This window comes from Lachnospira hominis (ex Liu et al. 2021), assembly GCF_014287955.1.
Taxonomy (GTDB): Bacteria; Bacillota; Clostridia; order Lachnospirales; family Lachnospiraceae; genus Lachnospira; species Lachnospira hominis.
This window is the reverse complement of the sequence record NZ_JACOPD010000003.1, coordinates 91501-114711: the sequence shown is the minus strand read 5'-3', so window position 1 is coordinate 114711 and position 23211 is coordinate 91501. Positions and strand designations below refer to the sequence as shown.

Below are 23211 nucleotides of genomic sequence, written 5' to 3'. Positions count from 1 at the left end.
AGATCTGAGGTGACACCTCATAATACTACTTTGCCGGGATTTTTCTAATTAAAAATATGATTTGATAACCATACATAAGTATAATAAATTTATTTTTTGACAACACATATTCTATACTCCTCAAATGATTTTTCTATCACATTCAGATTTTTTAAGCCTTGAAAATATGGCTGTTTTAAACATAATGCGATTCCATCACCTGTCATCTTTGAATATGCTTCTTTAAATGTCCATATTTTCAAAAATCTTTCTTTCTGTTCCGATTCCGACTCAGCTATGCACACCCATTCAGCTTCATCTTTATTAAAAAAACGTCTTGCAACGCTGCATACATCTTTTCTGTTTCCTTCCATATCAATTCCTATCGGTTTATCAGAAATAGCACATGCAACATATTTTCCTGAATGTGTAATATTAAAATTCAATTCTTTGTAATCTTTAAAATACGGTTTACCTTTTTTCTGATATTTAATTTTATAATCATATGATTTATCATATCCATCACATGCCTTAATTATGTCCACCATTACAATTTCACTATGATTATCCACTTTTTCTTGTCTTAAAGCATAATTTAATAACAATCCAGCAGCAATACAACGGCATTTATCCTCATTAAATCTCAATTTGTCAGCTTTACAACGTCGCCCTTCAGTAACAATATTATATGCTTTTTTATATAATTTTTCATCAAACACACTATTGCCATCAGCATCCCTATTAAAAAATACTTCTGTTGATGTAATATATATTGTAATTTTATTTAATTTTGCAGCCATACCTATTTCCTCACATATTTTGCTATTTAATTTCATGCCACCGCTGTAAGTCCCGGTACTTTTATCCGGTTTCGCAATTACCTATTTGTTATTTAATTATAACAGACTATCTGTAAAATCAAAATATTTTTACACATTTTCACTTGTAAAATCATTATATATATGTTATAAGTATATTTATAGATATGCATATTTATATATTTTTGTAATTTATACTATTATTATTAAGTCACTTTACATTTTTGACGTGAAAGGAAAAACATCGATGTTAAGGATTTTTATTGAAAAATAAACAAAATAGCTTTTCTTTTTATAACGGCGATAATAATGTCGTTATATCTGATGCAGTGGGCAATTTTGATATGTCGGATCGTCAACATATAATATTTCACGAATTGTCATATAAGCAATAGCTATAGTCTGGCAATATACAATACCAACCCTGACATACCGCAATGAAAATGGCGGTCAAAAAATGACCGCCATAAAAAATAATAAAAATTTACACACTTTACTTGACAAACTCGGGTTGTTAAATTTACGCTTCACCGAGCGTCACATCAAATCCAACTATCTTTTTAAGTATCTTTACTGCATCTCTTGTGTCAACTTTTCCGTCGGCATTGACGTCCGATGCTTCAAGGTCGATTGCAAATCCTGTGAATCCCGCAACGTATTTTTTAATTACTACAGCGTCACGGCTGTCGATTTTTCCGTCACCATTGGCATCACCGTAGGTTATTTCAGAAACTGTCTTTATATTAGTCTCTGTTACAAGATATGTACTAAAATGTCCTGTCTCAAAAATCAGAAATCCATTCTGACAAACTGCATTCATATTAGTAAACTTACCTTTTTCATTCACATAATAAACCTTACAGTTCTCTCCCATGTAACCATCAGGAACAGGTATTTTAACTGTGACTTTTTCGGACGGCTGAACTGTCTGTCCGCTCTCGTTTTTCAGCGAAATCTCATATGTAACAGATTTTACGTTTTCAGGTTTTACATCTGAATCTTCTATTTTTCCTGTAAAATCAATCTTTGAATATTCTTCGTCCGATTCTGTAAGCTGCCTGCTTTCAAGACTAATTTTTTCTTCATTGTCTCCTCCTATTGAAGAATCGTCTTTTGAATATTCTATCTTTATTCCGTCTGTAGTCTCTTTTTCGTTAAGCTCAATAAATCTGATTCCGTTTGCCTCGGCATATTCCTGTGCCTTACTTCCGGCATAGCCTGATATCGTAAAATCATCATATTTTTTATATGTTGCACTCTGTTCATCATAATAATAGCCAAAAGCATAATCCCGTATTGTTGTTACATTTTTAGGAACTGTAATATTTTTAAGATTATCACAATTTTGAAATGCACTTCTTAAAACAGAAGTTAATGTATCAGGCAGTACAATATTTGTAAGCTGCGTGCAATACGAAAACATAAAATCCCCTAAAAACTGCATATTTTCAGACAATACCACTTCCTTCAAATTTGAGCAATACTGAAAAACAGCAGGATTAGGCATTGTTATATTTACGGAAAGTTTTACTTTTTCCAATGAAGTACATTTATAAAATACAGCCTCTCCCATGCTTGTCACAGAATCCGGAATTACTACTTCTTTTAGTCCGCTGCATTCTCCAAAAGCATCCGTGCCAATATTCGTGACGCTGTCAGGAATATTTATGCTCTCCAAAGCCTTTGTGCCATAAAATGCAAAATCCCCGATAGTTTTTACTGTATCAGGCACAAAAAATTCTGTATCTTTAATTCCTGCAGGATAACACAGTATTCTTGTCATAGCTTTATTATATAAAATCCCTTTTTCAGACATATACCTGTCATTTTCACTGTCTACATTAATTGATTGCAAATCATAACAATACATAAATGCAGCCGCATCTATTTTTGTAACTGACTTTGGTATGTTAATCTTTTTTACATTCCCACTAAACAACAGATTACTATCTATTGTAGTAACTCCTTCTTCTATACTGATTTCTTCAACTCCTGATGCAGGAATACAATAAATTGCACTTGTCATAGCTTTGTTGTATAAAATGCCATTTTTTACAGTATAATTGTTATTTGTATCCGAAAGCACTATTTTGGAAAGATTTTTACAACCCCTGAATGTACTGCTTGAAATTATAGCATTATCCGGAAGTTCTACTGATATAAGTGATGTGCAGTTGTCAAATGCACCCGAACCTATTGACATAAGTGATTGTGGCAATTTAATCTGCTCTAGTGACGAACAAAAAATAAATGCCGAACCATCTATCTTTGTAACTCCTTCAGGTATTTCAATGTTTTTTAAGTTCTTACATCTATAAAATGCAGAGTTACCAACAGTAGTTACTGTACCTGGTATACTGATTTCTTCTAATAATTCACAGTCATAGAATGCATACTGTTCAATGCCTGTTATACCTTCATTTAATATAACTTTTTTTAAATTATTGCATTCCCTGAACGTACCATTTTTAATTGCTGTTACACTTCCGGGAACTTGTACCGAAACAAGTCCGTTACATCTATAAAATGCCAACGTCGTAATATTGGTAACACTGTCAGGAATGTCAATATTTTTCAAATTATCAAGTCTTGCAAACGCTTTTTCACCAATGTTTACAACTCCCTGTGGTATTTCAATCTCATAAAGATTATTACAATCAGCAAATGCAGAATAATCTATAGTCTTTGTACATTCGTCTACGATTACTTTTTCTGGTATCAGTGAGTTTACCGCACTGACAAGTATTCCATTTTTCACATCGTATAATATTCCGTCTTTGAATATGAAATTATTATTTTCATCCTCAATCTCAACACTTTGTAAAGCATCGCAATCTCCAAAAATTCCGCCTCCTATTGATTCTACACTTTGAGGTATAAACAGGCCTGTTAATGAGATACAGCCTTGAAAGCAGGTTTTTCCTATAATTTTTAAATTTGACGGAAGCTTGATATTTTTTATTTTTTCACAGTTCATAAATACGTAATTACCCATTTTTTGAACCGTTTCAGGTATAATGACTGTATCTGTTTTTTCAGCATCACCAAATGTTATGTATTCAAGATTTGCATCAGCCCCAAAAAGGCTGTCTGATAAAACAGTAAGATTTGATGGAAGCTTTATCTCTTTCAAATCACCGCAAAATCTAAACGCACCCGTTCCAATGCTTGTAACACTTTCAGGAACCGAAAGACTCGTTATTGACCAGCATTGGCAGAAAGCATAGTTTTCAATCGAAGTAATTCCATCAGGAATTTCTATATTTTTAAGACTTTTAAGTCCATAAAATGCCGAGTTTCCTATAACAGTCACCTTTTTACCGTCTATCTCTGAAGGAATAACAATACTTTCGTCTGTTCCTTTGTATTTTGTTATTTTAACAGTATCATCTGTCAAAATTGTGTAAGTGTACGTTGAATTGCCAACCGTGTAATCATAAGTTATCTGTGCCGCCTGAACCTGCATAAGTCCTGTCGCTGCACTCTCCTGCCATTTACTGTTTCCTGAATTTGCTCCAGCAAACGGAAGTCCTGTAAATACAAGCCCTGCTGACAGTGCAATGCATGCTATGCTTTTACATGTCTTTTTTGTAATTTTTTTTATTCTCATAAACTATCCTCCTGTATTAATTGACATGACGACTCGCAGCCGCCATATCAATATTATTATATTTAAACTTTCATTACGCTTCACCGAGCGTCACATCAAAACCTGCTATCTTTTTAAGTATTTTCACTGCATCTCTTGTGTCAACTTTTCCGTCGGCATTGACATCTGCTGCATCAAGGTCGATTGTAAATCCTGTGAATCCCGCAACGTATTTTTTAATTACTACAGCATCACGGCTATCGATTTTTCCGTCATCATTGGCATCACCGTAGGTAACATCATCTGAAGATACCAAATTAGTCCTAGTCACAAGATATGTGCTGAAATGTTTTGTTGTAAACACCACATATCCTGACTGATACTCCGCATTCATATTGGTAAACTGTCCTTTTTCATTAACATAGTAAACTTTATAATCTTTGCTATTATAATCTGAAAACACTGGTATCTTTACAAGAACACTCCCATCCGGCTGCACTGTCACGCCGCTTTCATTTTTTAATGATATTTCGTAAGCAATAAATTGTACTGTATCAGGTTTTATACCTGTATCTTCTATTTTTCCATCAAAATTAATTTTTGCATATTCAGGGTCACTATTTGAAAGTTCTTTTGTCACAAGACTTATACTTACGTCTTCTTCTCCTATTGTAGTATCATTTGTATATTCAATTTTTATTCCGTCCTCAGAACTTACACTTTTTATCTCTATAAATTCAAAGTTATTATCATTTGCATATCTTTGTGCTGCACTTCCATCTGCTCCATATATTTTAAAATTTTCTTTTTTTACCAAATCTCCATTATCCCAAATATATCCAAATGCCTTCTCGCCAATATCATTAACATCCGATGGTATTGTAATACTTTCAAGATTAATGCAGTCAACAACAGCATAATTACTAATATATTTAACACTTTCAGGAATATTTAGGTTTTTAAGATTATGACAACTCTCGAATGTTTCTGGATATATTTGTTCCAGATTTAATGGCATAATAACATTTTCAAGACTAAAACAGTCACAAAACATGGTATCCTCAAGCACTTTCATATTTGACGAAAGCTTTACATTTTTCAATAATTTGCAATCCAGAAAGACACCCGACGCCATTTCTTGTACTGAATCTGGAATTTCAATATTTTCTAAATTATCACATGCAATAAATGCATTGCTTCCTATGTTTGCCAAACCTTCATTTAGTTTTACATCTTTTAGATTTTTACACCCACCAAATGCCATTGATTCTATTGATTTTACATTTGAAGGAATATCTATTGATGTCATTTTATCATTTCCAGCAAATGCAGAATTTCCTATTGTCACAGTTTTGTCGCTTATAACATACGAATCTGTTTTATTTGCAGGAAAAACAATTAAATTTGACAAGTCTTTACTATATAAAACACCATCAATACTTCTGTATAAAGTATTATTATCAGATATATTTATTGCTTTTAGATTTTCACATTCACTCATTCCATCCGAACTATATATATTATATTTGAAATCTACAAGACTTTCCGGCAATGTAATTATTTCAGTATTTATACAATCAAATAAAATTTGTGCATCTATTTCGGTAACTCCATCTTTAATTATAAAATTTTTCTGTTTGCTTCCAGAAGTATATGTAACAAGATTATTTGTGTTTTTTTCATATATAGCATCATTATCAATAATGTAATTAGCGTTTGAAACCGTCAGATTGATTTTTTCAAGATTAATACATCCTTTAAAAACTCTCTTCCCCATTTTCTCTATATTATCAGGCAGCGTAATCACTGTTAATGATGAACAGCCGCTAAATGCGTAATCCTCTATAGTTTTTACACTCGATGGAAAACTAATATCTGTAAGCGACATACAGTTATAAAATGTACCATTTTTAATATTTGTAAGTTTTGATGGAAGTTTTACCTTTTTTAACCTGCTACAGCCACTAAATACATAATCTCCGCTTATCTCTACTAAATTTTCTGGTATACTTATCTCTATAAGACTACTACAATTTCTAAAAACATAACTATCAATCTGCGTAAGATTTTCTGGCAGCTTAACACTTTCAAGAGAAGAACATCCCTCAAATGTTGAAAAATATAATCTTGTAATATTATCTGGAATTTCTATTTCTTTTAATGAACTACAATTTCTAAATGTTCCATGTCCTATAAATGTTACTGTAGATGGTATATTTATTGATTCAAGGTTCTCGCAAGAATCAAAAGCAAAAGAATCCAATGTTGTAACACCTTCAGGTATACTCACTTTCTCAATTGAAGAATTGTAACTGGTAAAATTCAAACCTATTGTACTTACTTTTTTATCATTAATTTCAGCTGGAATGATTAATTCTTTTGCCGTTTTTACACATTCAGTAAGTTTTATTGTTCCATCATTTAATTCTTCATATTTAAAAGTTGTATTTCCATCTGAATATTGTAATGAATCAGCCGCCAAAACACTTACAAGATTTGTCTCCAATTTTTTTGCATCATAGGAAGCCGTATGTGGTATTCCTGTAAATACAAATCCTGCTGACATTACAATGCATGTAATGCTCTTACATATTCTTTTTAATCTCATTATACATTCCTCCTATGCTTACGCTTCACCGAGCGTCACATCAAAACCTGCTATCTTTTTAAGTATCTTTACGGCATCTCTTGTATCAACTTTTCCGTCGGCATTGACATCTGCTGCATCAAGGTCGATTGTAAATCCTGTGAATCCCGCAACGTATTTTTTTATTACTACAGCGTCACGGCTATCGATTTTTCCGTCACCATTGGCATCACCGTAGGTTATTTCGTTCATTCTGCCCTCAATGAATGTGAATCCGTTATCTTCAGCATATTTTTGTGCTGCTGAGCCTGCTTCACCGTAAATTGTGAAACCATCTGATTTTTCAAAACCATTGTCACCAAATACATATCCAAAAGCATAGTTTTCTATTACATTTACACTTTCAGGTATATATACTGATTTCAATTCTTCACAGTTTAAAAATGCTTCGTAATCAATTCTTATTAATCCATCATTTAATTCTATTTTTTTTATTTTACTGCCTCGAAATCCACCCTCTCCTATAATTTTTACCGTAGACGGAAGAATTACTTTCTCACAGTCAATCGTATTAACATCTCCAATCTTAATTACTTTAAACCCGTTCAAAGTTTCCGGTATATTTAATATCTTACTTCCTATATAATCGCTGGCAGTAATATATGCTCCGTTTCCGGGAATATTATATTTTAAAAATGTATACTCTCCTGATTGTTCTTTGACTGAAAATAATACATTACTACGCATCAGTTTAATACGTTCATTATTTTCATTTAATATGTAATTTCCTTCTTCGTCCTTCAAATCCCATAATAAATCGGAAGAACACGGCTCGCCCAATGTATACGTCCACTCAACACCTGTTTCGTTGTATATATTTTTAAAAGCCGAACTGCATGCAGCAAAAAAAACCTCCGGATATTCATAATACTCAAAATTTTCATATACAATAACCGCTTTAGATATATTATTTTTTAAAAGTTCAATGATTTTATCCGAAACTATTTTTGTTATCTCTTCTTTGCTTAATGTATTTTCCTGTTCCAATGTAATATATACATCATAAAAATTATAATAATCCGAATCGTCGGCATATTCCAATGCTTTAAATGTAAGATTTTGCGAATGTCTCTGTGAAAATGTTTTATATGGCATATTTACAAATGCTGTATTTATGCTGTTCACTCCTGCCGTGTCACTAAAATGATCTTTATCGATTCTTATTGAATCATCACTCCATGTAAGGTCCGATAAGTACCATTTATCATTGTCTAACTTTACTGCATTCCACGCATGTCCGCCGCCATCTGCATATCCTGACAACAATATCGTATCTACACCAATGTAATTAAGATATAGCTGTGCTGCCTTCGCATATCCCTCACATACAAAATCTTTCTTCTCCACACTTCCCATAATACTATGTGTATAATATTGTGTATTTTCATCATCACCGTAATAGTAATCTGAATTCAGACAGATTTCATCAAATACAGCAGTCTGCTTTTCATAATTTGTTGCATATTCTTTTGTCAAATCATAATATTCATGAATTCTTTTTTCTATAAGTTTCCTACATTCTGCTCTTCTTGACTTGTCCCGATAATTTACTGACCACGAATCATCACGGTTTAAGATATATATTATAATATCATCATCATTTTTAATTGTAATTCCCGCTCTTGCAGTTGTATAATCGGTATTTCCGTCTTCATCGTCACCTGTTGAATACATTGAATATAAAAAATAAAATATCGGCATGTCTTCATACAAAGCCGTTTCAACTATTGCGTACTCATCTTCAGTGAGATTATAGTCACTTTTATGCAGTAATTTATCTATACACCACTCATATTCATTATTACTGCTGTCATTTTCATCTTCCCAAAACAAATAATATGTAGCTTCCAGCTCACCATTATAAAAATCCCAGCATATATCCCTTAAATCTTTATAATATCGCTGCATGGTCTCACCAGAATCCCAAGTTGCAAGCTGATTGTAGCAATATAAATAACTTGTGCTTTCAGGTGTTATCTCAGGGTACTTGTTTTCCGTTTCATTATCCGAAATCGTCACTGTGTCATTTTCATGATAAGTGGTTTGTGCCGCATACGCCCTATATCCAATCCCGCCGAATATACCCGAAAATATCAGTAACACTACCATCGCTGCCGAAAGAAATTTAATTTTAATTTCCTGTCTGATACGCATAAATCAATTCTCCTTTTATCTTATAAATACAGTTTTATATGTTATAAATGTTTTTCATTTATGCCGCTCCGAGTGTCACATCAAACCCAGCAATCTTTTTAAGAATCTTAACAGCATCTCTTGTGTCAACTTTGCCGTCGGCGTTGACATCCGACGCTTCAAGGTCGATTGTAAATCCTGTGAATCCCGCAACGTATTTTTTGATTAATACAGCATCGCGGCTGTCGATTTTTCCGTCACCGTTGGCATCACCGTAGGTAACAGGAACAGCAGGTGTATACGCAACCTCAGGAAGTTCAAAAATCTTTGTATTACTTGGGCTGTCAATTTTTATTTTTCCCTGTTTTAATACAAATTCATCAATATAATCAAATCCTTCATTTTCATCGCATTTGAATATAACTTCCGATTCGGATTGATTTTTCATATTGATTTTATATACATCTTTACGCGTTGCAATATACATATAATCATCATAAATATACATACCGATGATTTCCTTAAATGTTTTAAAATCCGTGGCTTCGCTTCCATCTATTTTTGATTTTACAATCGTCTTTGTATTGCATATATAATACCAATAACCATTGTAATAATTAAATTGCTTAGCGTTTTTATTTCTGAAAATATAGCCCTCATATGAATCGCTTTTATCACACTTTACTGTCTCTGACCAACCGTAATGGTTCAATTCTGTAATTTCATCATCACTTTTCAAAAAGTAATCTGTATTATATACACCTTCCCAAAACGAATCTTTTCCCACATCATCCCATGTAGCATCAAGATGATAGTTGATACCATCCAAATTAACTATATTCCATGCGTGATCCAAATCCGATGAAGATGCAATATAATTGGTTATTTTATATTTTCTAAGCATATATTCCATAAAGTCTGCATATCCGCTACACACAGCCAGTCCGTTATAAACCACACCTTCTTTTTGATAACTTTCTGTAGGAATCGTGTCTAAAACAAAATTTTTATAATCATATTCACATTCCCTCATTGCCCATTCATATATCGCCAGCGTTTTTTCCAAATCCGACATACTTTCATCTATCTGTGCCGTAAGGTCTGCTATTCTTTTGTTGAATTTATTATATTTAGCGTAAGATAATTTCTCATCAAATTTGTTTTCTTCGTTAAAAAATTCAGCAGGAACCGTTAATGATAATGCCGCAAGATAATCTTCGTCATATTCCCGTAAAATAAAATTTATGTAAGAATATTGGGGTTTCGTGCTCAAATATCCGACATAATTGTATATATCACCTGCTCTGTCCTTATTTATTTTTAAGTCTCTTAACTGAATAGTATAAACATTATATGGCAAAGCCACCGAATACTTACCTTCAGTTATTCTTTCCTCAATAATTTTCATTTCTTCTCCGTTTTTTAACCGTTTCTGTAATACATCAAAATCATTTCCTGCCTGTTCTTTATTAATCGTCTGATTATTTTCATTTGTGTATTTATCTTTAGCAGAGACAAGCACACTTTTAATATATGTACCATCATCACTGATTTTAACAGAATCAATCCAATAATACTGTCTGTCGGAAACTCTTAAATCATTCAAATATCTATACATTTCCGCAGTTTTTTCTGTGGTGAATCTCCAATCCGAAATATCTATTCTTCCGCATGCTTTATCTATTTCTTCCGCAAGCAATTCTTTCCATTCACCGTTATCAAGTCTTGTATGTAATTTAATATAATCATTTTTTGCTGTTATTTTATCTATTGTATTATCTTTATTTACATATTTATCTTTTACAGAGTACCAAAGAACACTGTTTCCGATAAAATCGCTTATAAAACACAAATTCAGCCAATAATAATCACTCTGCCGCATTAATTCTTCAACATATTTATTTGCCGCATCAATTTCATCACTTTCCAATCCATTAATTATCTCTGTTAAATATGTATTTTCATCATCTGCATCAAATGTATTAATATTGTCTATACATGATTTAACCAGGCTTTCATACCCCTGTGCCGCATGCACTTTTAATACAGATTGGCTCAAAAAGACCTCCGGACATCCCGTAAATACCAATCCCGCTGCCAGCATTACACAGGCCGCACGTTTAATTGTCTTTTTATACGTGTATGCTTTTCCCATAACATTCCCCATTTCAAAAATATTCCTATAAAAAAAAGCGGACGAAAGTTTCCCTCCGTCCACCTGTTTTTAAACATTATTAAGAAACTTACTGTTCTTGTACAGTTTCTTATATTTTTTATTTTCTGTTATTTAACGGCTTTTCTTGACTTTTCAACTATTACTGCTGCAGAAGCCATCATCATTATTACTGCCATAATCATTACATAAATTGATGTATCACCTGTGCTTACTGATGCATTATTATCTGTTGAGGCATCTCCTGATGGTGTTGTGCTGTCATTATTTGTGTTTCCGTTATTTACATTATCAGGTGTTTCTGCCTTTTCTGCTATAGTTATTGCTGTCTTTGATGTGATTGTCACTCCGTCTGCTACCCATTTTCCATCCTTGTAAACTTCACGGTTGTATACAACCTTAAGTTCATAATCACCTGCATTAGCTACTGCAAATGTTGCCGTATACGGTGCAGATGTCCACTCACCGCTCGGATTAATGCTCCATTTTGCAGGTACATATCTCATATCGCCTGCCTGAGGATTTACATTATCCATTCCGATGCCTATAGCAGTAAATGTAATATCTTCGCCCTTTGTATACTGTGATGCCAAAGGATTTTCTGCCTTTTCATCTTTAACTTCCGTTTTTAATGATTCCAGTTTTGGAATTGTTACTTTTTCTGTCTCGCCGCATACAGTACATGTTCTTTCAAGAATACCATCTTCTGTTTCCGTTGCGTCTTTTTTTATAACATAATCGCTATATTTGTGGCCTGTTGCAGGGATTTCTTCTGTTGAAAGTACCTTATCACACACGCTGCACTTTGTTACTTTTTCGCCTGCTGTTGTACATGTTGCTTTCTTTGTTATCTCTGTTACTGCTGTATGTTTTCCTGTTGCCGGTATCTTTACCTCTTCTACCTCGTTACATACACTGCATGTTCTTCTCTTTAATCCGTCTTTTGAACATGTTGCCTCTGTAACTACTTCATACTCACCAAACTTGTGGCCTGTTGCAGGGATTTCTTCTGTTGAAAGCACCTTATCACACACGCTGCACTTTGTTACTTTTTCGCCTGCTGTTGTACATGTTGCTTTCTTTGTTATCTCTGTTACTGCTGTATGTTTTCCTGTTGCCGGTATCTTTACCTCTTCTACCTCGTTACATACGCTGCATGTTCTTCTCTTTAATCCGTCTTTTGAACATGTTGCCTCTGTAACTACTTTGTATTCTCCAAACTTGTGGCCTGTTGCAGGGATTTCTTCTGTTGAAAGCACCTTATCACACACGCTGCACTTTGTTACTTTTTCGCCTGCTGTTGTACATGTTGCTTTCTTTGTTATCTCTGTTACTGCTGTATGTTTTCCTGTTGCCGGTATTTTTACCTCTTCTACCTCGTTACATACACTGCATGTTCTTCTCTTTAATCCGTCTTTTGAACATGTTGCCTCTGTAACTACTTCGTATTCGCCGAACTTGTGGCCTGTTGACTTAACTGTCTTTGTATCAATTAATTCGCCACATTTTTTACATTTTACTTCTGTTACGCCGTCCTTTGTACATGTTACAGCTTCTTTTACAACTTCTTCTGTATCTGCATGCTTGCATAATACTTTTACATAAGAGTTTTTTGAATTTACCGTTATCAAATCACCATTAAAATTAGAAGGTACTAAATCTGTTATTTTTAACTCTGTATTTCCTATTGCGGCACCATCTTTAATTTTAAATTCTACAGTGTACAATTCTCCGCTCTTTTTGTTATCTTTTGCCATTGCAACTGCATAAGATACAAAATTTGTCATTTTTTCATTAGCATTTTTATCTCCCAATATAACTACATCTTCGATAAATACATCTTCCGATAATGTTGTCTTTACTAATTCCAACACATCCGGATCATAATACATTCTGAATTCAAATCCAGCTGTTCCCTGATTATTGTTATATGATACAGTTACTTTTACTGTATCCCCTTCATAGCCCTGTGCTGAAGTTACAGCAAGCTCTCCTACGTTTGCATCGCCTGCAAATGCGTTGCCCGTTGACACAAGAACTGTTGTTGCAATAAGGCATACGCTTAAAAATGCAGCTATAAATGCTTTGCTTTTTCTCTTCATTTTTTAACTCCTCCTGTTTTCCCTGATTTTTTCTTTATTAAAAACAACAATGCCACAATTGCAATTACTACTACAGCTATAACAATTACAATTATTACATTCGTTGATTTAACCGTATCTGATGAATTTACCTCTATTAAAGAAACACTATTTTCTTCTGTACCGTTTATATTTTTACTGTCCGATTTATCCATGCTATCTGATTTATTTATACTGTCTGATTGACCTTTAACTCCAGCCTGTTCTTCCGGCGTATTCTGTAAATTCTGTTTGTTTTGTATATTCTGTGCATTCTTATCTGAAAACTGTACTTTTATGTCTGTATTGACGTCTTCAAGATTGGAATCGCAAGCGTCAAACTCATCAATATAAACCGACTCATAAGTTAATTCTTTCTCATTCTCGCGATTTATTTTAAAGGTTATAGAAAACATAGTTCCCGTGTCTTTACAATCCTTTGCCTGTGCATATGCGTATCCTACAAATCCGTCCCCGTCGGGATTTATAATTGATGATTTAAAACTATCCAAAGTTTCATCAACCGAAACAATACTTAATAAACTGCTGTCATAGCACAGCTTAAACGACATTCCCGCAATTCCGGGATTTGATACCATCTTAAACTTTACATTAACAGTATCCCCTTCATGTAAAATCTCCAAAACCACCGATGCCGAACCTGCTGCTGTCACCGATTTTACAGGTATTGCCATCACTGCCGTGATTACACATAAAACTATCACGCAGATTCGTTCTAACAATCTTTCTAATTTATTTTTAAAAAACATTTTTTCTCCAAAAACAATATTTTATACCAAATTTATTTTACCCCCCCCCCGGTATTTTTCTGTCAATACACTTTTTAATAAATTCAGAATAATTTCTTCCGCAGTTTTTGCTAGATTCATATTTTTTTGCTGTTCTTATTATATATTAAGCAAAAACTAAAATTGTGTAATTCAACGTAGAACGCTGTTTTCACGACGCAGAATGTTTGTTTTTGCAAAAAAAAAAGACAATTATCCTTTTTTTATTGATAATTGTCTTTTTTTATATTTTTTATTTATTTTTATAACTCATACCATCATTCTTCTTAAGCTGCTATATCCGTAACATCTCATGCTCATGAATTTCTCACTATATTTTTCAAAATTAGTATATGAATGTTCAAATTGTCTTGAATAAAGATGTGCAATATCAACCTGCTCGGTCTTTGAAAGTTTTTTGCCATTAGCCGCCCACGCTGCAACATCAAGATGTCGTAATGCTGCATATCCGATTATCGCATTTTTTACTTTAAGCACAATATTAATATCATAAACTGCATCCAGAAAATACCGGTAAATATAGTACATAAGAAGCTGCCTGTACTCAAACTGTCTGTCATTATAATATTCCTCAAACTCAATTACATATTTTTCATATAATGAACCATCATGACAAGATTTCATAAACTTTTCCTGAATATCACAATACTTCAGCCAGTCCGGGTTAATCACTTCCATTCCGTTAAACTTTTCAAAAAATCTGCCTATATCTTTAAAGCCTCTGAATGAATCACATGTTTTCTTTTTCTTTGCATCAGCTATAATCTTATCAAGTATTTTTTCATCTTTAAAAGATTTTACAACATTGGCAATCAAATCGTCCCTTTCATCATCCATATGCTTCTGTATGCGTATAGCATATTCAATAAGTATAAGACAGACTTCATCAGGTGTATATTTTTTATTCTGAATAATATCATATGCACATTTCCTTGCATTACGAAGCTGCATATACAAAAAACCATCTATATCATTATAGCCTGTTAGCGGCTTACCGTCCTCTTCCTCGTCAAATGTCAGAACTTTATCATAATTAAATATTATCTCGCCAGCCGTCTTGCATGATGGTGCAATTCCTATCTCTTTCACACTTCCGTATTCATTAATAAATCGCGGAAATTCCGCACACGTATCACACAGCTTGTCTTCTCCCAATGCAATATACAAATCACACAGATTATTATCGTTAAGAAACGGACATCTTCCGTTTTGAAGTGTAAATGTGCAGCCTCCTTCTTTTTCGGGAACCATGACACTCTTTAACCTTTTGCCAAAATTTCCATCCACAGTCTTATAATATCTGTAGGATTTATCATCTACATCTACGTCCCATCCCGCACAACATGTATCGGTACACGCACCTGCAATGCACTTAAAATCTTTATAATAATGTGGTGTAACTATTTTCATACTTCTGCCTTTCATACATACCATTTATTTCATAAGATTACGATGCCTTACATCCAAATCTTAACTTGATTTACACTATGCAATAATGTTAATATGTTTAGAAGAATATCGCAATACAAAAGGAGGAGAAAATGCGAAAATATATGCTCGCAGCACTATGCTGCATAATGTCGCTTTTTATTCTTACCGGATGTAAATCATCTGTTCCGGAAAATACTGTTTTTTCCGTTGATGACTTATCCGGCAAGAAAATCGGTGTACAGCTTGGAACTACAGGTGACACATTAGTTTCTGACTATGAAGAAGATGGTTCCGGCACAGTAGTTGAACGTTATAATAAAGGTAACGATGCAATCCTTGCATTAAAACAGGGTAAAATCGATGCCGTTGTTATTGATGTCCAGCCTGCACAATCATTTGTCAAGACAAATTCTGAACTTATGATACTTAATGAAGAATTTGTTACAGAAGATTACGCCATGTGTATCTCAAAAAACAAGCCTGAGCTTAAAGCTTCCATTAACGAGGCATTAAATGTAATTAAAGCAAACGGCACTCTTGATAAAATCATTGACAATTATATCGGTGAAAATGCCGGAAAAACACCTTATATTTCACCTGACGGTGTAAAGCGTAACGGCACTCTCGTAATGGCTACAAACGCTTACTTTAAGCCATACGAATATTATGATAACGGTAAGATAGTCGGTATTGATGCCGATATGGCTCAGGCTGTCGCTGATTATCTTGGAATGAACTTAAAGATTGAAGATATGGAATTTGATTCAATCATTACCGCTGTCCAGTCAGGAAAAGCCGACTTCGGTGCTGCCGGAATGACCGTAACAGCCGAAAGACTTAAAAATATTGATTTCTCTGATACATATACAACTTCAAAACAGGTTGTAATCGTAAGAGATAATGATGCCATTAAGAATTCCGGCAATGTAGTTGAAAAATTCAAAAATGATTTCCTTACAGATAACAGATATCAGTTTGTGCTTACAGGTTTGAAAAATACTGTTTTAATTGCATTCTGTGCTGCTCTTATGGGTATCGTGATAGGTTTTGTAGTTGCTGTTATACGTTCAACACACGATAAGACAGGAACTCTTAAAATAGGTAATTTTATATGTAACCTCTACCTTACAATAATCCGTGGTACACCAACTATGGTTCAGCTCCTGATTATTTATTATGTAATATTTGGTTCAGTAAGTATTAACAAAATACTTGTAGCAATTCTTGCATTCGGTATTAACTCAGGTGCTTACGTTGCCGAAATTTTCCGTTCAGGAATTATGTCAATCGACAACGGACAGTTTGAGGCTGCAAGCAGCCTTGGTCTTTCATACAAAAAGACTTTTATATATGTAATACTTCCTCAGGCATTTAAAAATGTACTTCCTGCACTTGCCAATGAATTTATTGTTCTCTTAAAAGAGACTTCAATCAGTGGTTATATCGGTCTTACAGACCTTACGCGAGGCGGAGATATTATAAGAAGCATCACTTATGATGCAATGCTCCCACTTCTTGTTGTAGCATTAGTTTATCTTGTAATGGTTGTAATTCTTTCGGCACTGGTTAAAAAACTTGAAAGGAGATTAAGAAGCAATGAGCGATAATAACTCAAACGATAATATTATCTTAAAAGTTGAAGGCTTGAAAAAAGTTTTCGGCGACCATGTTGTACTTGAAAATATCAATACAACAGTAAAAAAGGGTGAAGTAATTGCAATTATCGGACCATCAGGCTGCGGTAAATCAACATTTTTACGTTCACTCAATCTCCTTGAAAAACCTACAGAAGGCCATATTTATTTTCATGGAACAGATATAACCGATAAAAATGTTAATATTAACAAACTTAGGGAAAAAATAGGAATGGTATTCCAGCATTTTAACCTTTTCCCTAATATGACAGTAAAGAAAAATATCATGCTTGCTCCTGTCCAGTTAAAGCTTATGAGCGAAGAAGAAGCTAATAAGAAAGCATTGGAACTTCTTGAACGTGTAGGGCTTTCCGACAAGGCTGACACTTATCCTAACATGCTCTCAGGCGGTCAGAAACAGCGTGTTGCCATTGCCCGTGCCATGGCTATGAATCCTGATGTTATGCTCTTTGACGAACCAACATCGGCACTTGATCCTGAGATGGTCGGCGAAGTTCTCGGAATTATCAAAGAGCTTGCCGAATCAGGCATGACAATGCTTATAGTTACACATGAGATGGGATTTGCAAAAGAAGTAGCTAACCGCTGTATGTTCTTTGCTGACACCAAAATCATGGAAGAAAATACTCCAAAAGAGCTTTTTGAAAATCCTCAGACACCAAGATTACAGGATTTCCTCTCAAAGGTACTTTAATTTTAACTGTCAGTACTAAACTTCAGGCATAAAAAAACTGCTGACCCGAATAAATAACGGTCAGCAGTTTTTTATGTTCAATTATTTACATTCAATTATTTAATATTCTTCTTCATAGCATCGAGTTCATCATCAATGCTCTTTGCATCATTCTTAAATTCATTGACGGACTTGTTGTTTTTCTTTGAATCGCCATTGTTTTTATTTGATGCAAACAACACTTTGGCAACAAATCCTGCCCCACCAAATATAAGAACAAGAATTAAAACCCACTCATATAAAGACATTGTTACAAGACGGATATCTGTATTAAGTATTACTGCTGCAAGTATAAGAATCACAGAAATAGCAGTAAATACTTTCGATGCAAACGAACTTGTCGCAAACATCCATATAATTCCGATAATAAGCGGAACTATCACAAGACCTGAACTGATACGGATTCCTGCTACTGAAAATCCGCCATAACCAAACCAGCTTGAATGTACAATCACTTTCTGTGAAAAAATAAATAATCCCACAGCAAGCATTACAATCCCTCCAACAAATTGTAACAATTCATTCTTTGTTTCCTTCAATTTTTCTACCCCTTTCAATTTTATTTAATCTATTGTATTATTTATACTAAGATTCTTAATAAATACCCTTCTGCGGCATCTACAACAAAACTTTTGACGGAGGATACCGACATTGAAAAATATACTTAAAAATATCTACAACGATATAATGCACATCAAAACATTCATCATTATATTTATCATTGCATTTATCTCGTTAAATCTATTATTTCATAAAATATGCCTGATTTCAATAATAACCGGATTTCCATGCCCCGGATGTGGTATGACAAGAGCGTTTGTAAACCTTTTGACATTTCATTTCAAAGACGCATTTTACTGGAGTCCATCCATATTTTTATGGGTACCGCTGTTAATTTATGGCATTTTAAACAGATATATTTTCAAGTGCTCAAATAAAATTTTTACAATTCTTTTATGTATAACAGGAATTATTACTATTATTATTTATATTGTAAGAATGATTACACTTTATCCTGACAACGCACCAATGGTTTATTACGAAAATAATATTATGCACTTGCTTTCTTATGGTTTATCACATATAAAATAATACTTCCTGCTACTATAAACAAAGAAATAAACTGTGATGTTGAAAGATTACCAACTGTCCCCCTCACGTCATTTCGTAGAAATTCAACAAGAAATCTTCCTATTCCGTACAAAAACATATAAATGCATCCTATATCTCCTGAAACCATGCCAAATCCCGTTTTTGCCTTCAAACTGCTCTCTTTTGCTTTCTCGAATACAACATCTGCGAGTATAATGAGGATTATCGCTATCGCAAAGTCTCCTACTGCAGATATAAGCTGTGTCGGAATCAGTTTTATTCCTGCCGGTGCAAGACTGTCTTCAGGAAATACCACACCAAACACTGAATCTGTAGGTCTTCCGTAACAACATCCTGCAAGAAAACATCCGATTCTTCCAAAAGCCTGTGCAAGTGCCACTTCCGGCATAACAATATCAAAATAATCCAGGAATTTTAACTTCTTCACTTTGCAATAAAGCATGCAGCAAAGAACACCCGAAATAATTCCTCCATATACTACAAATCCTTCTGAACCGATTACGGCTAGCGGATTTTGCAAAAACTCTTTAAGACTTACAATTATATATAAAATCTTAGCTCCAAGGAATCCTCCGACAGCCGCTATAATTGCAAGATCTATTATCGCTTCTTCTTTCATTCCTTTCTTTTTTGCTCTATATTCTCCCAGAAATAAAGCAAGTATAAATCCAATTCCTATCATAAGCCCGTAGCCGTGAACACTAAATCTGCCTATGTAAAATAAATCTTTTTTCATAAATCCTCCATGTGTGACTATATCTTTATTATTTTTATATAGCCCAGATATTTTATTACTTAAAAATTTTACCGCATTCCCAAATCAGTATATGCTTTCTGGATTCTTTCTCTTACTTCTCTAAAAAATCCATCTGCATCTGATGACATATACGGTGTGACAAAAAATGTTTTTAATGTATACATGCACAAAATTCTTAATTGCTGCTCGTCTAAATTCAATGCAGCACTCTTAATCTGCTTGAGATAAACATGCCATAAAATTATAAATTCCCTGTATGGCTCACCCTCATGCATATCAATCCATTTTTTTACTTTTATCTTAAACAGATTGTCCTTGTTGCACTGTCCTTTTTGAAGAATATATTTAAAATGCGTATCATCTTCCCAATATCTCCCAAGCGGAAACATCCTGCAGACCCCAGGTCTTGCATCATGTATTGCACATCTGTTGTCACTAAGCAGAAATCCACACGCATTAGTATCCGGGTTCATTCTCATATTCGGAAGCATAATACCATCAACAATATTTATCTCTATCTTATCATTAATAAGCTCGTTAAATGACTTTCCCGTCTTTTGTGTCAATCTGTATACATCATATGGGTCAAGCACTATTGAAGCTTCCATTCCCTTACAACATACCTGCCTGCACCCGGCACAATTGCCTGTATCTGCCTTTACACAGTCATTTTCCGAATAAAGTTTTCCGTCAGATATTTCTTCAAGACTTTCCTGTCTAATCATATTCTTTTACTCCGTTTCTTTTGCAAATATCGAAAAGACAGCATTTTGTGCAATGCGGCTTTGTTCTTGCCGTACAGACATCACGCCCGTGACAGACCAGCCTGTGGCACAAATCGCTTCCCTCTTCCGGCGGAACTATCTTCCATAATGCCATCTCAACTTTTTTTGGCTCTTTTTCGTCTTTTACAAGACCAATTCTGTTTGACAGCCTTATGCAATGTGTATCCGTTACTATAGCAGGCTTCCCAAACACATCTCCCATTATAAGATTGGCACTCTTTCTTCCTACCCCCGGCAGATTTAAAAGTAAATCAAAATCATCCGGTACTCTGTCATTAAACTGTTCATGCAGCATTTTCATACATGCACTTATGTCTTTTGCTTTACTTTTGCCGAGTCCGCATGGATGAACTATTTTTTCAATATCATCAACATCTGCCCCGGCAAGTGCTGCCACTGACGGATATTTTTCAAATAATCCGGCAACAACCACGTTGACTCTCGCATCAGTACACTGTGCCGCAAGCCTTACACTTACAAGCAGCTTCCATGCTTCATCATAATCGAGTGTACAGCCTGCATCCGGATATTCTTTTTTTAGTCTATCTATAACTTCAAGTGCTAACTGTTTTTTAGTCATAACCAGTAATACTACTCCTTTATGCGATTACCGCTTTCCTGTCTTTTTAAGTTTATCACGCATATAGATAAAACTCAATAACAAAAGCTGGCAGGTTTTTGATACCTGTACACCGATATCAGAAACCTGCCAGACAATTAAAATAAATAAATTATTTATTCCATTCTGTAACTTTTTCTTTAAGCCAGTTACACCATTCGTCTACTCCCTCACCTGTTTTTGCGGAAATAGGGAATATTTTAAGATTCGGATTGCGTTTGTACGCATACTCACGCACTTTTTCCATATCAAAATCAAAATAATCGCAGACATCAATTTTGTTGATTATCATTGCATCGCAAATTGTAAACATAAGCGGATATTTAAGCGGCTTATCATCACCCTCAGGCACTGACAATATACATACATTCATTGATGCACCTGTGTCAAATTCAGCCGGACAGACAAGATTTCCTACATTTTCAAGGATTGCAAGGTCAAGGTCTTTTGTATCAAGTTCCTTAACGCCCTGTCTTGTCATATCGGCATCAAGATGACACATTCCGCCTGTATGAAGCTGTATTGACTTTGCATTGGTCTTTTCGGCTATTGTATATGCATCTACATCTGAATCTATATCAGCTTCCATAACTCCGATTTTTAAATCTTTTTCAAGACGGTTTATCGTCTGTACAAGCGTTGTTGTTTTTCCGCTTCCCGGTGCCGACATAAGATTTAAAAGAAATGTCTTTTCACTTTTTAACTCTTTTCTCAGCTTTTCAGCATCCGCATCATTATCTGCAAATACACTCTGCTTAACTTCAATAATCTTCATTTTGTCTGTCATTACATATTGCTCCTGTCTGCTGCTGCTTTATAATATCTGAAATCCGTAAAAATTTCACCCTTATACGGATTTGTCTTAGTCTTTACTGACTTATAAATGATGTATGCAAGTGCAATTACATTAACAATGAGTGCTGTAGCAGATACTATTGTCATTGCTGTAGGGTCAGCATTTACTGATGTTCCCGCTGCAATTCCGTTTAATGTTCCGTCAGCATACTGCTTTGTAAGTGTTGCCCATGGATAAATCTGTGTTCCGTCTGACATTGTTTCCTGGAAAAGAGGGAACACCTGTGCAAACATACACCATACACACAATGTGTTTGCCCTGTTCATAATCCAGCCACCCTTGTTCCAGCAAAGTGCTGCAATTGTAGGTGCAAGTAAAAGTGCTACACCACAGAACCATGAATGTGTTGGGAGACAGTTGTATGTATAAGCAAAATTCCATACATCGTAAACAAGGATATATACCCATATCATATCAGGCCATATCATATCTTTTTTATCTTTTGATGAATATACTGCCCACCAGCCAGTCATACAGAATATGTTAATCAGACCTGCAATACCATTCATTACATTGTGCCATCCACCATAAAGCCATACATCTTCTGATGAAAGCCACCATTTATACCATCCGTTGATTGCTGATTCAAAATCACTTGCAACAGCAATAAGAATATTAATTGCAACTATTACAAACGGATATGCCTTAAACCAATGTGTCTTACCGATTCCCCAGCCATACTTTATCATCATAAAACCAATACAACCTGCAAGTGATGCATAAAGCTTCATATAGTGGAACCAGCCGTTCATATAAACATGTGTCTGGTTTTCAACAGCCCATGTCTGCCCTGCTGCCGCACATGCTGCAATGACAATAAAATATATTGTAAGCACAACCGGTACAGCACCAAATATTATAAGGCCACCAAGCTTTGTACGTCTTGCAACCTCATTTAAAAGTATAAGTCCTACAAGGACTAAAATCATTGCTCCCCATTGATAGAGAGCATTTCCTCCGTAAACATGAAATAACATAGATTTCTCCTCCTTTG

General features: G+C 34.4%; 17 protein-coding genes. 3 read left to right on the top strand and 14 right to left on the bottom strand.

Translation table 11 applies throughout. From position 1 onward, the window contains the following. Positions 1-89: 89 nt before the first annotated feature. The 8 genes from H8S01_RS05105 to fliB form a co-directional block, all read right to left on the bottom strand. Positions 90-779, bottom strand: a complete 690-nt coding sequence (locus H8S01_RS05105; protein ID WP_186836425.1) for a 4'-phosphopantetheinyl transferase family protein — start codon at positions 777-779, stop codon at positions 90-92. Positions 780-1317: 538 nt separating this feature from the next. Continuing rightward, a complete protein-coding gene (locus tag H8S01_RS05100; RefSeq protein WP_186836424.1) occupies positions 1318-4407 on the bottom strand; it encodes a leucine-rich repeat protein in 3090 nt (1029 codons plus the stop codon). A 73-nt stretch (positions 4408-4480) separates the two neighbouring features. Then, a complete protein-coding gene (locus H8S01_RS05095; RefSeq protein WP_186836423.1) occupies positions 4481-6994 on the bottom strand; it encodes a leucine-rich repeat protein in 2514 nt (837 codons plus the stop codon). Between the two features lie 18 nt (positions 6995-7012). Then, positions 7013-9187 carry a leucine-rich repeat protein gene (locus tag H8S01_RS05090; RefSeq protein ID WP_186836422.1) on the bottom strand — a complete coding sequence of 725 codons (2175 nt, stop codon included), beginning with the start codon at positions 9185-9187 and terminating at the stop codon, positions 7013-7015. 58 nt (positions 9188-9245) lie between these two features. Next, the gene (locus tag H8S01_RS05085; RefSeq protein WP_186836421.1) at positions 9246-11321 is read right to left on the bottom strand and encodes a dockerin type I repeat-containing protein; all 2076 of its coding nucleotides are present in this window, start codon (positions 11319-11321) and stop codon (positions 9246-9248) included. Positions 11322-11449: 128 nt separating this feature from the next. Continuing rightward, positions 11450-13441, bottom strand: a complete 1992-nt coding sequence (locus H8S01_RS05080) for a cohesin domain-containing protein (RefSeq protein ID WP_186836420.1) — start codon at positions 13439-13441, stop codon at positions 11450-11452. Further along, positions 13438-14229, bottom strand: coding sequence for a cohesin domain-containing protein (locus tag H8S01_RS05075; protein WP_186836419.1), 792 nt, complete (start codon positions 14227-14229; stop codon positions 13438-13440). The genes H8S01_RS05080 and H8S01_RS05075 overlap by 4 nt, the downstream gene beginning before the upstream one ends. 288 nt (positions 14230-14517) lie before the next feature. Further along, positions 14518-15678, bottom strand: coding sequence for a flagellin lysine-N-methylase (gene fliB / locus H8S01_RS05070; RefSeq protein ID WP_186836418.1), 1161 nt, complete (start codon positions 15676-15678; stop codon positions 14518-14520). Positions 15679-15809: 131 nt separating this feature from the next. Between fliB and H8S01_RS05065 the strand changes: the two genes are divergently transcribed. After that, the gene (locus tag H8S01_RS05065; protein WP_186836417.1) at positions 15810-17306 is read left to right on the top strand and encodes an ABC transporter permease subunit; all 1497 of its coding nucleotides are present in this window, start codon (positions 15810-15812) and stop codon (positions 17304-17306) included. Next, the gene (locus tag H8S01_RS05060) at positions 17296-18048 is read left to right on the top strand and encodes an amino acid ABC transporter ATP-binding protein (RefSeq protein WP_207723025.1); all 753 of its coding nucleotides are present in this window, start codon (positions 17296-17298) and stop codon (positions 18046-18048) included. The genes H8S01_RS05065 and H8S01_RS05060 overlap by 11 nt, the downstream gene beginning before the upstream one ends. Before the next feature lie 95 nt (positions 18049-18143). Here the strand turns inward: H8S01_RS05060 and H8S01_RS05055 are convergent, their stop codons facing one another. Continuing rightward, positions 18144-18626, bottom strand: coding sequence for a hypothetical protein (locus H8S01_RS05055; RefSeq protein ID WP_186836416.1), 483 nt, complete (start codon positions 18624-18626; stop codon positions 18144-18146). A gap of 148 nt (positions 18627-18774) precedes the next feature. On the opposite strand from H8S01_RS05055, the gene H8S01_RS14525 reads away from it, so the two are divergent. Next, the gene (locus tag H8S01_RS14525) at positions 18775-19179 is read left to right on the top strand and encodes a DUF2752 domain-containing protein (protein WP_353964016.1); all 405 of its coding nucleotides are present in this window, start codon (positions 18775-18777) and stop codon (positions 19177-19179) included. Here the strand turns inward: H8S01_RS14525 and H8S01_RS05045 are convergent. The 5 genes from H8S01_RS05045 to H8S01_RS05025 all read right to left on the bottom strand — a co-directional run bounded on the left by H8S01_RS05045 (position 19139) and on the right by H8S01_RS05025 (position 23194). Beyond that, positions 19139-19936: a prolipoprotein diacylglyceryl transferase gene (locus H8S01_RS05045; RefSeq protein ID WP_186836414.1), complete on the bottom strand. Its 798-nt coding sequence runs from the start codon at positions 19934-19936 to the stop codon at positions 19139-19141. The genes H8S01_RS14525 and H8S01_RS05045 overlap by 41 nt on opposite strands. A gap of 68 nt (positions 19937-20004) precedes the next feature. Continuing rightward, positions 20005-20682 carry a YkgJ family cysteine cluster protein gene (locus tag H8S01_RS05040; protein ID WP_186836413.1) on the bottom strand — a complete coding sequence of 226 codons (678 nt, stop codon included), beginning with the start codon at positions 20680-20682 and terminating at the stop codon, positions 20005-20007. Further along, positions 20675-21322 carry an endonuclease III domain-containing protein gene (locus tag H8S01_RS05035; RefSeq protein WP_186836412.1) on the bottom strand — a complete coding sequence of 216 codons (648 nt, stop codon included), beginning with the start codon at positions 21320-21322 and terminating at the stop codon, positions 20675-20677. The genes H8S01_RS05040 and H8S01_RS05035 overlap by 8 nt, the downstream gene beginning before the upstream one ends. A gap of 151 nt (positions 21323-21473) precedes the next feature. Further along, positions 21474-22148, bottom strand: a complete 675-nt coding sequence (gene hypB / locus H8S01_RS05030) for a hydrogenase nickel incorporation protein HypB (RefSeq protein ID WP_021867055.1) — start codon at positions 22146-22148, stop codon at positions 21474-21476. Further along, positions 22148-23194, bottom strand: a complete 1047-nt coding sequence (locus tag H8S01_RS05025) for a DUF5692 family protein (protein ID WP_021867056.1) — start codon at positions 23192-23194, stop codon at positions 22148-22150. Before H8S01_RS05025 ends, hypB begins: the two co-directional genes overlap by 1 nt. Between the last annotated feature and the right edge of the window lie 17 nt (positions 23195-23211).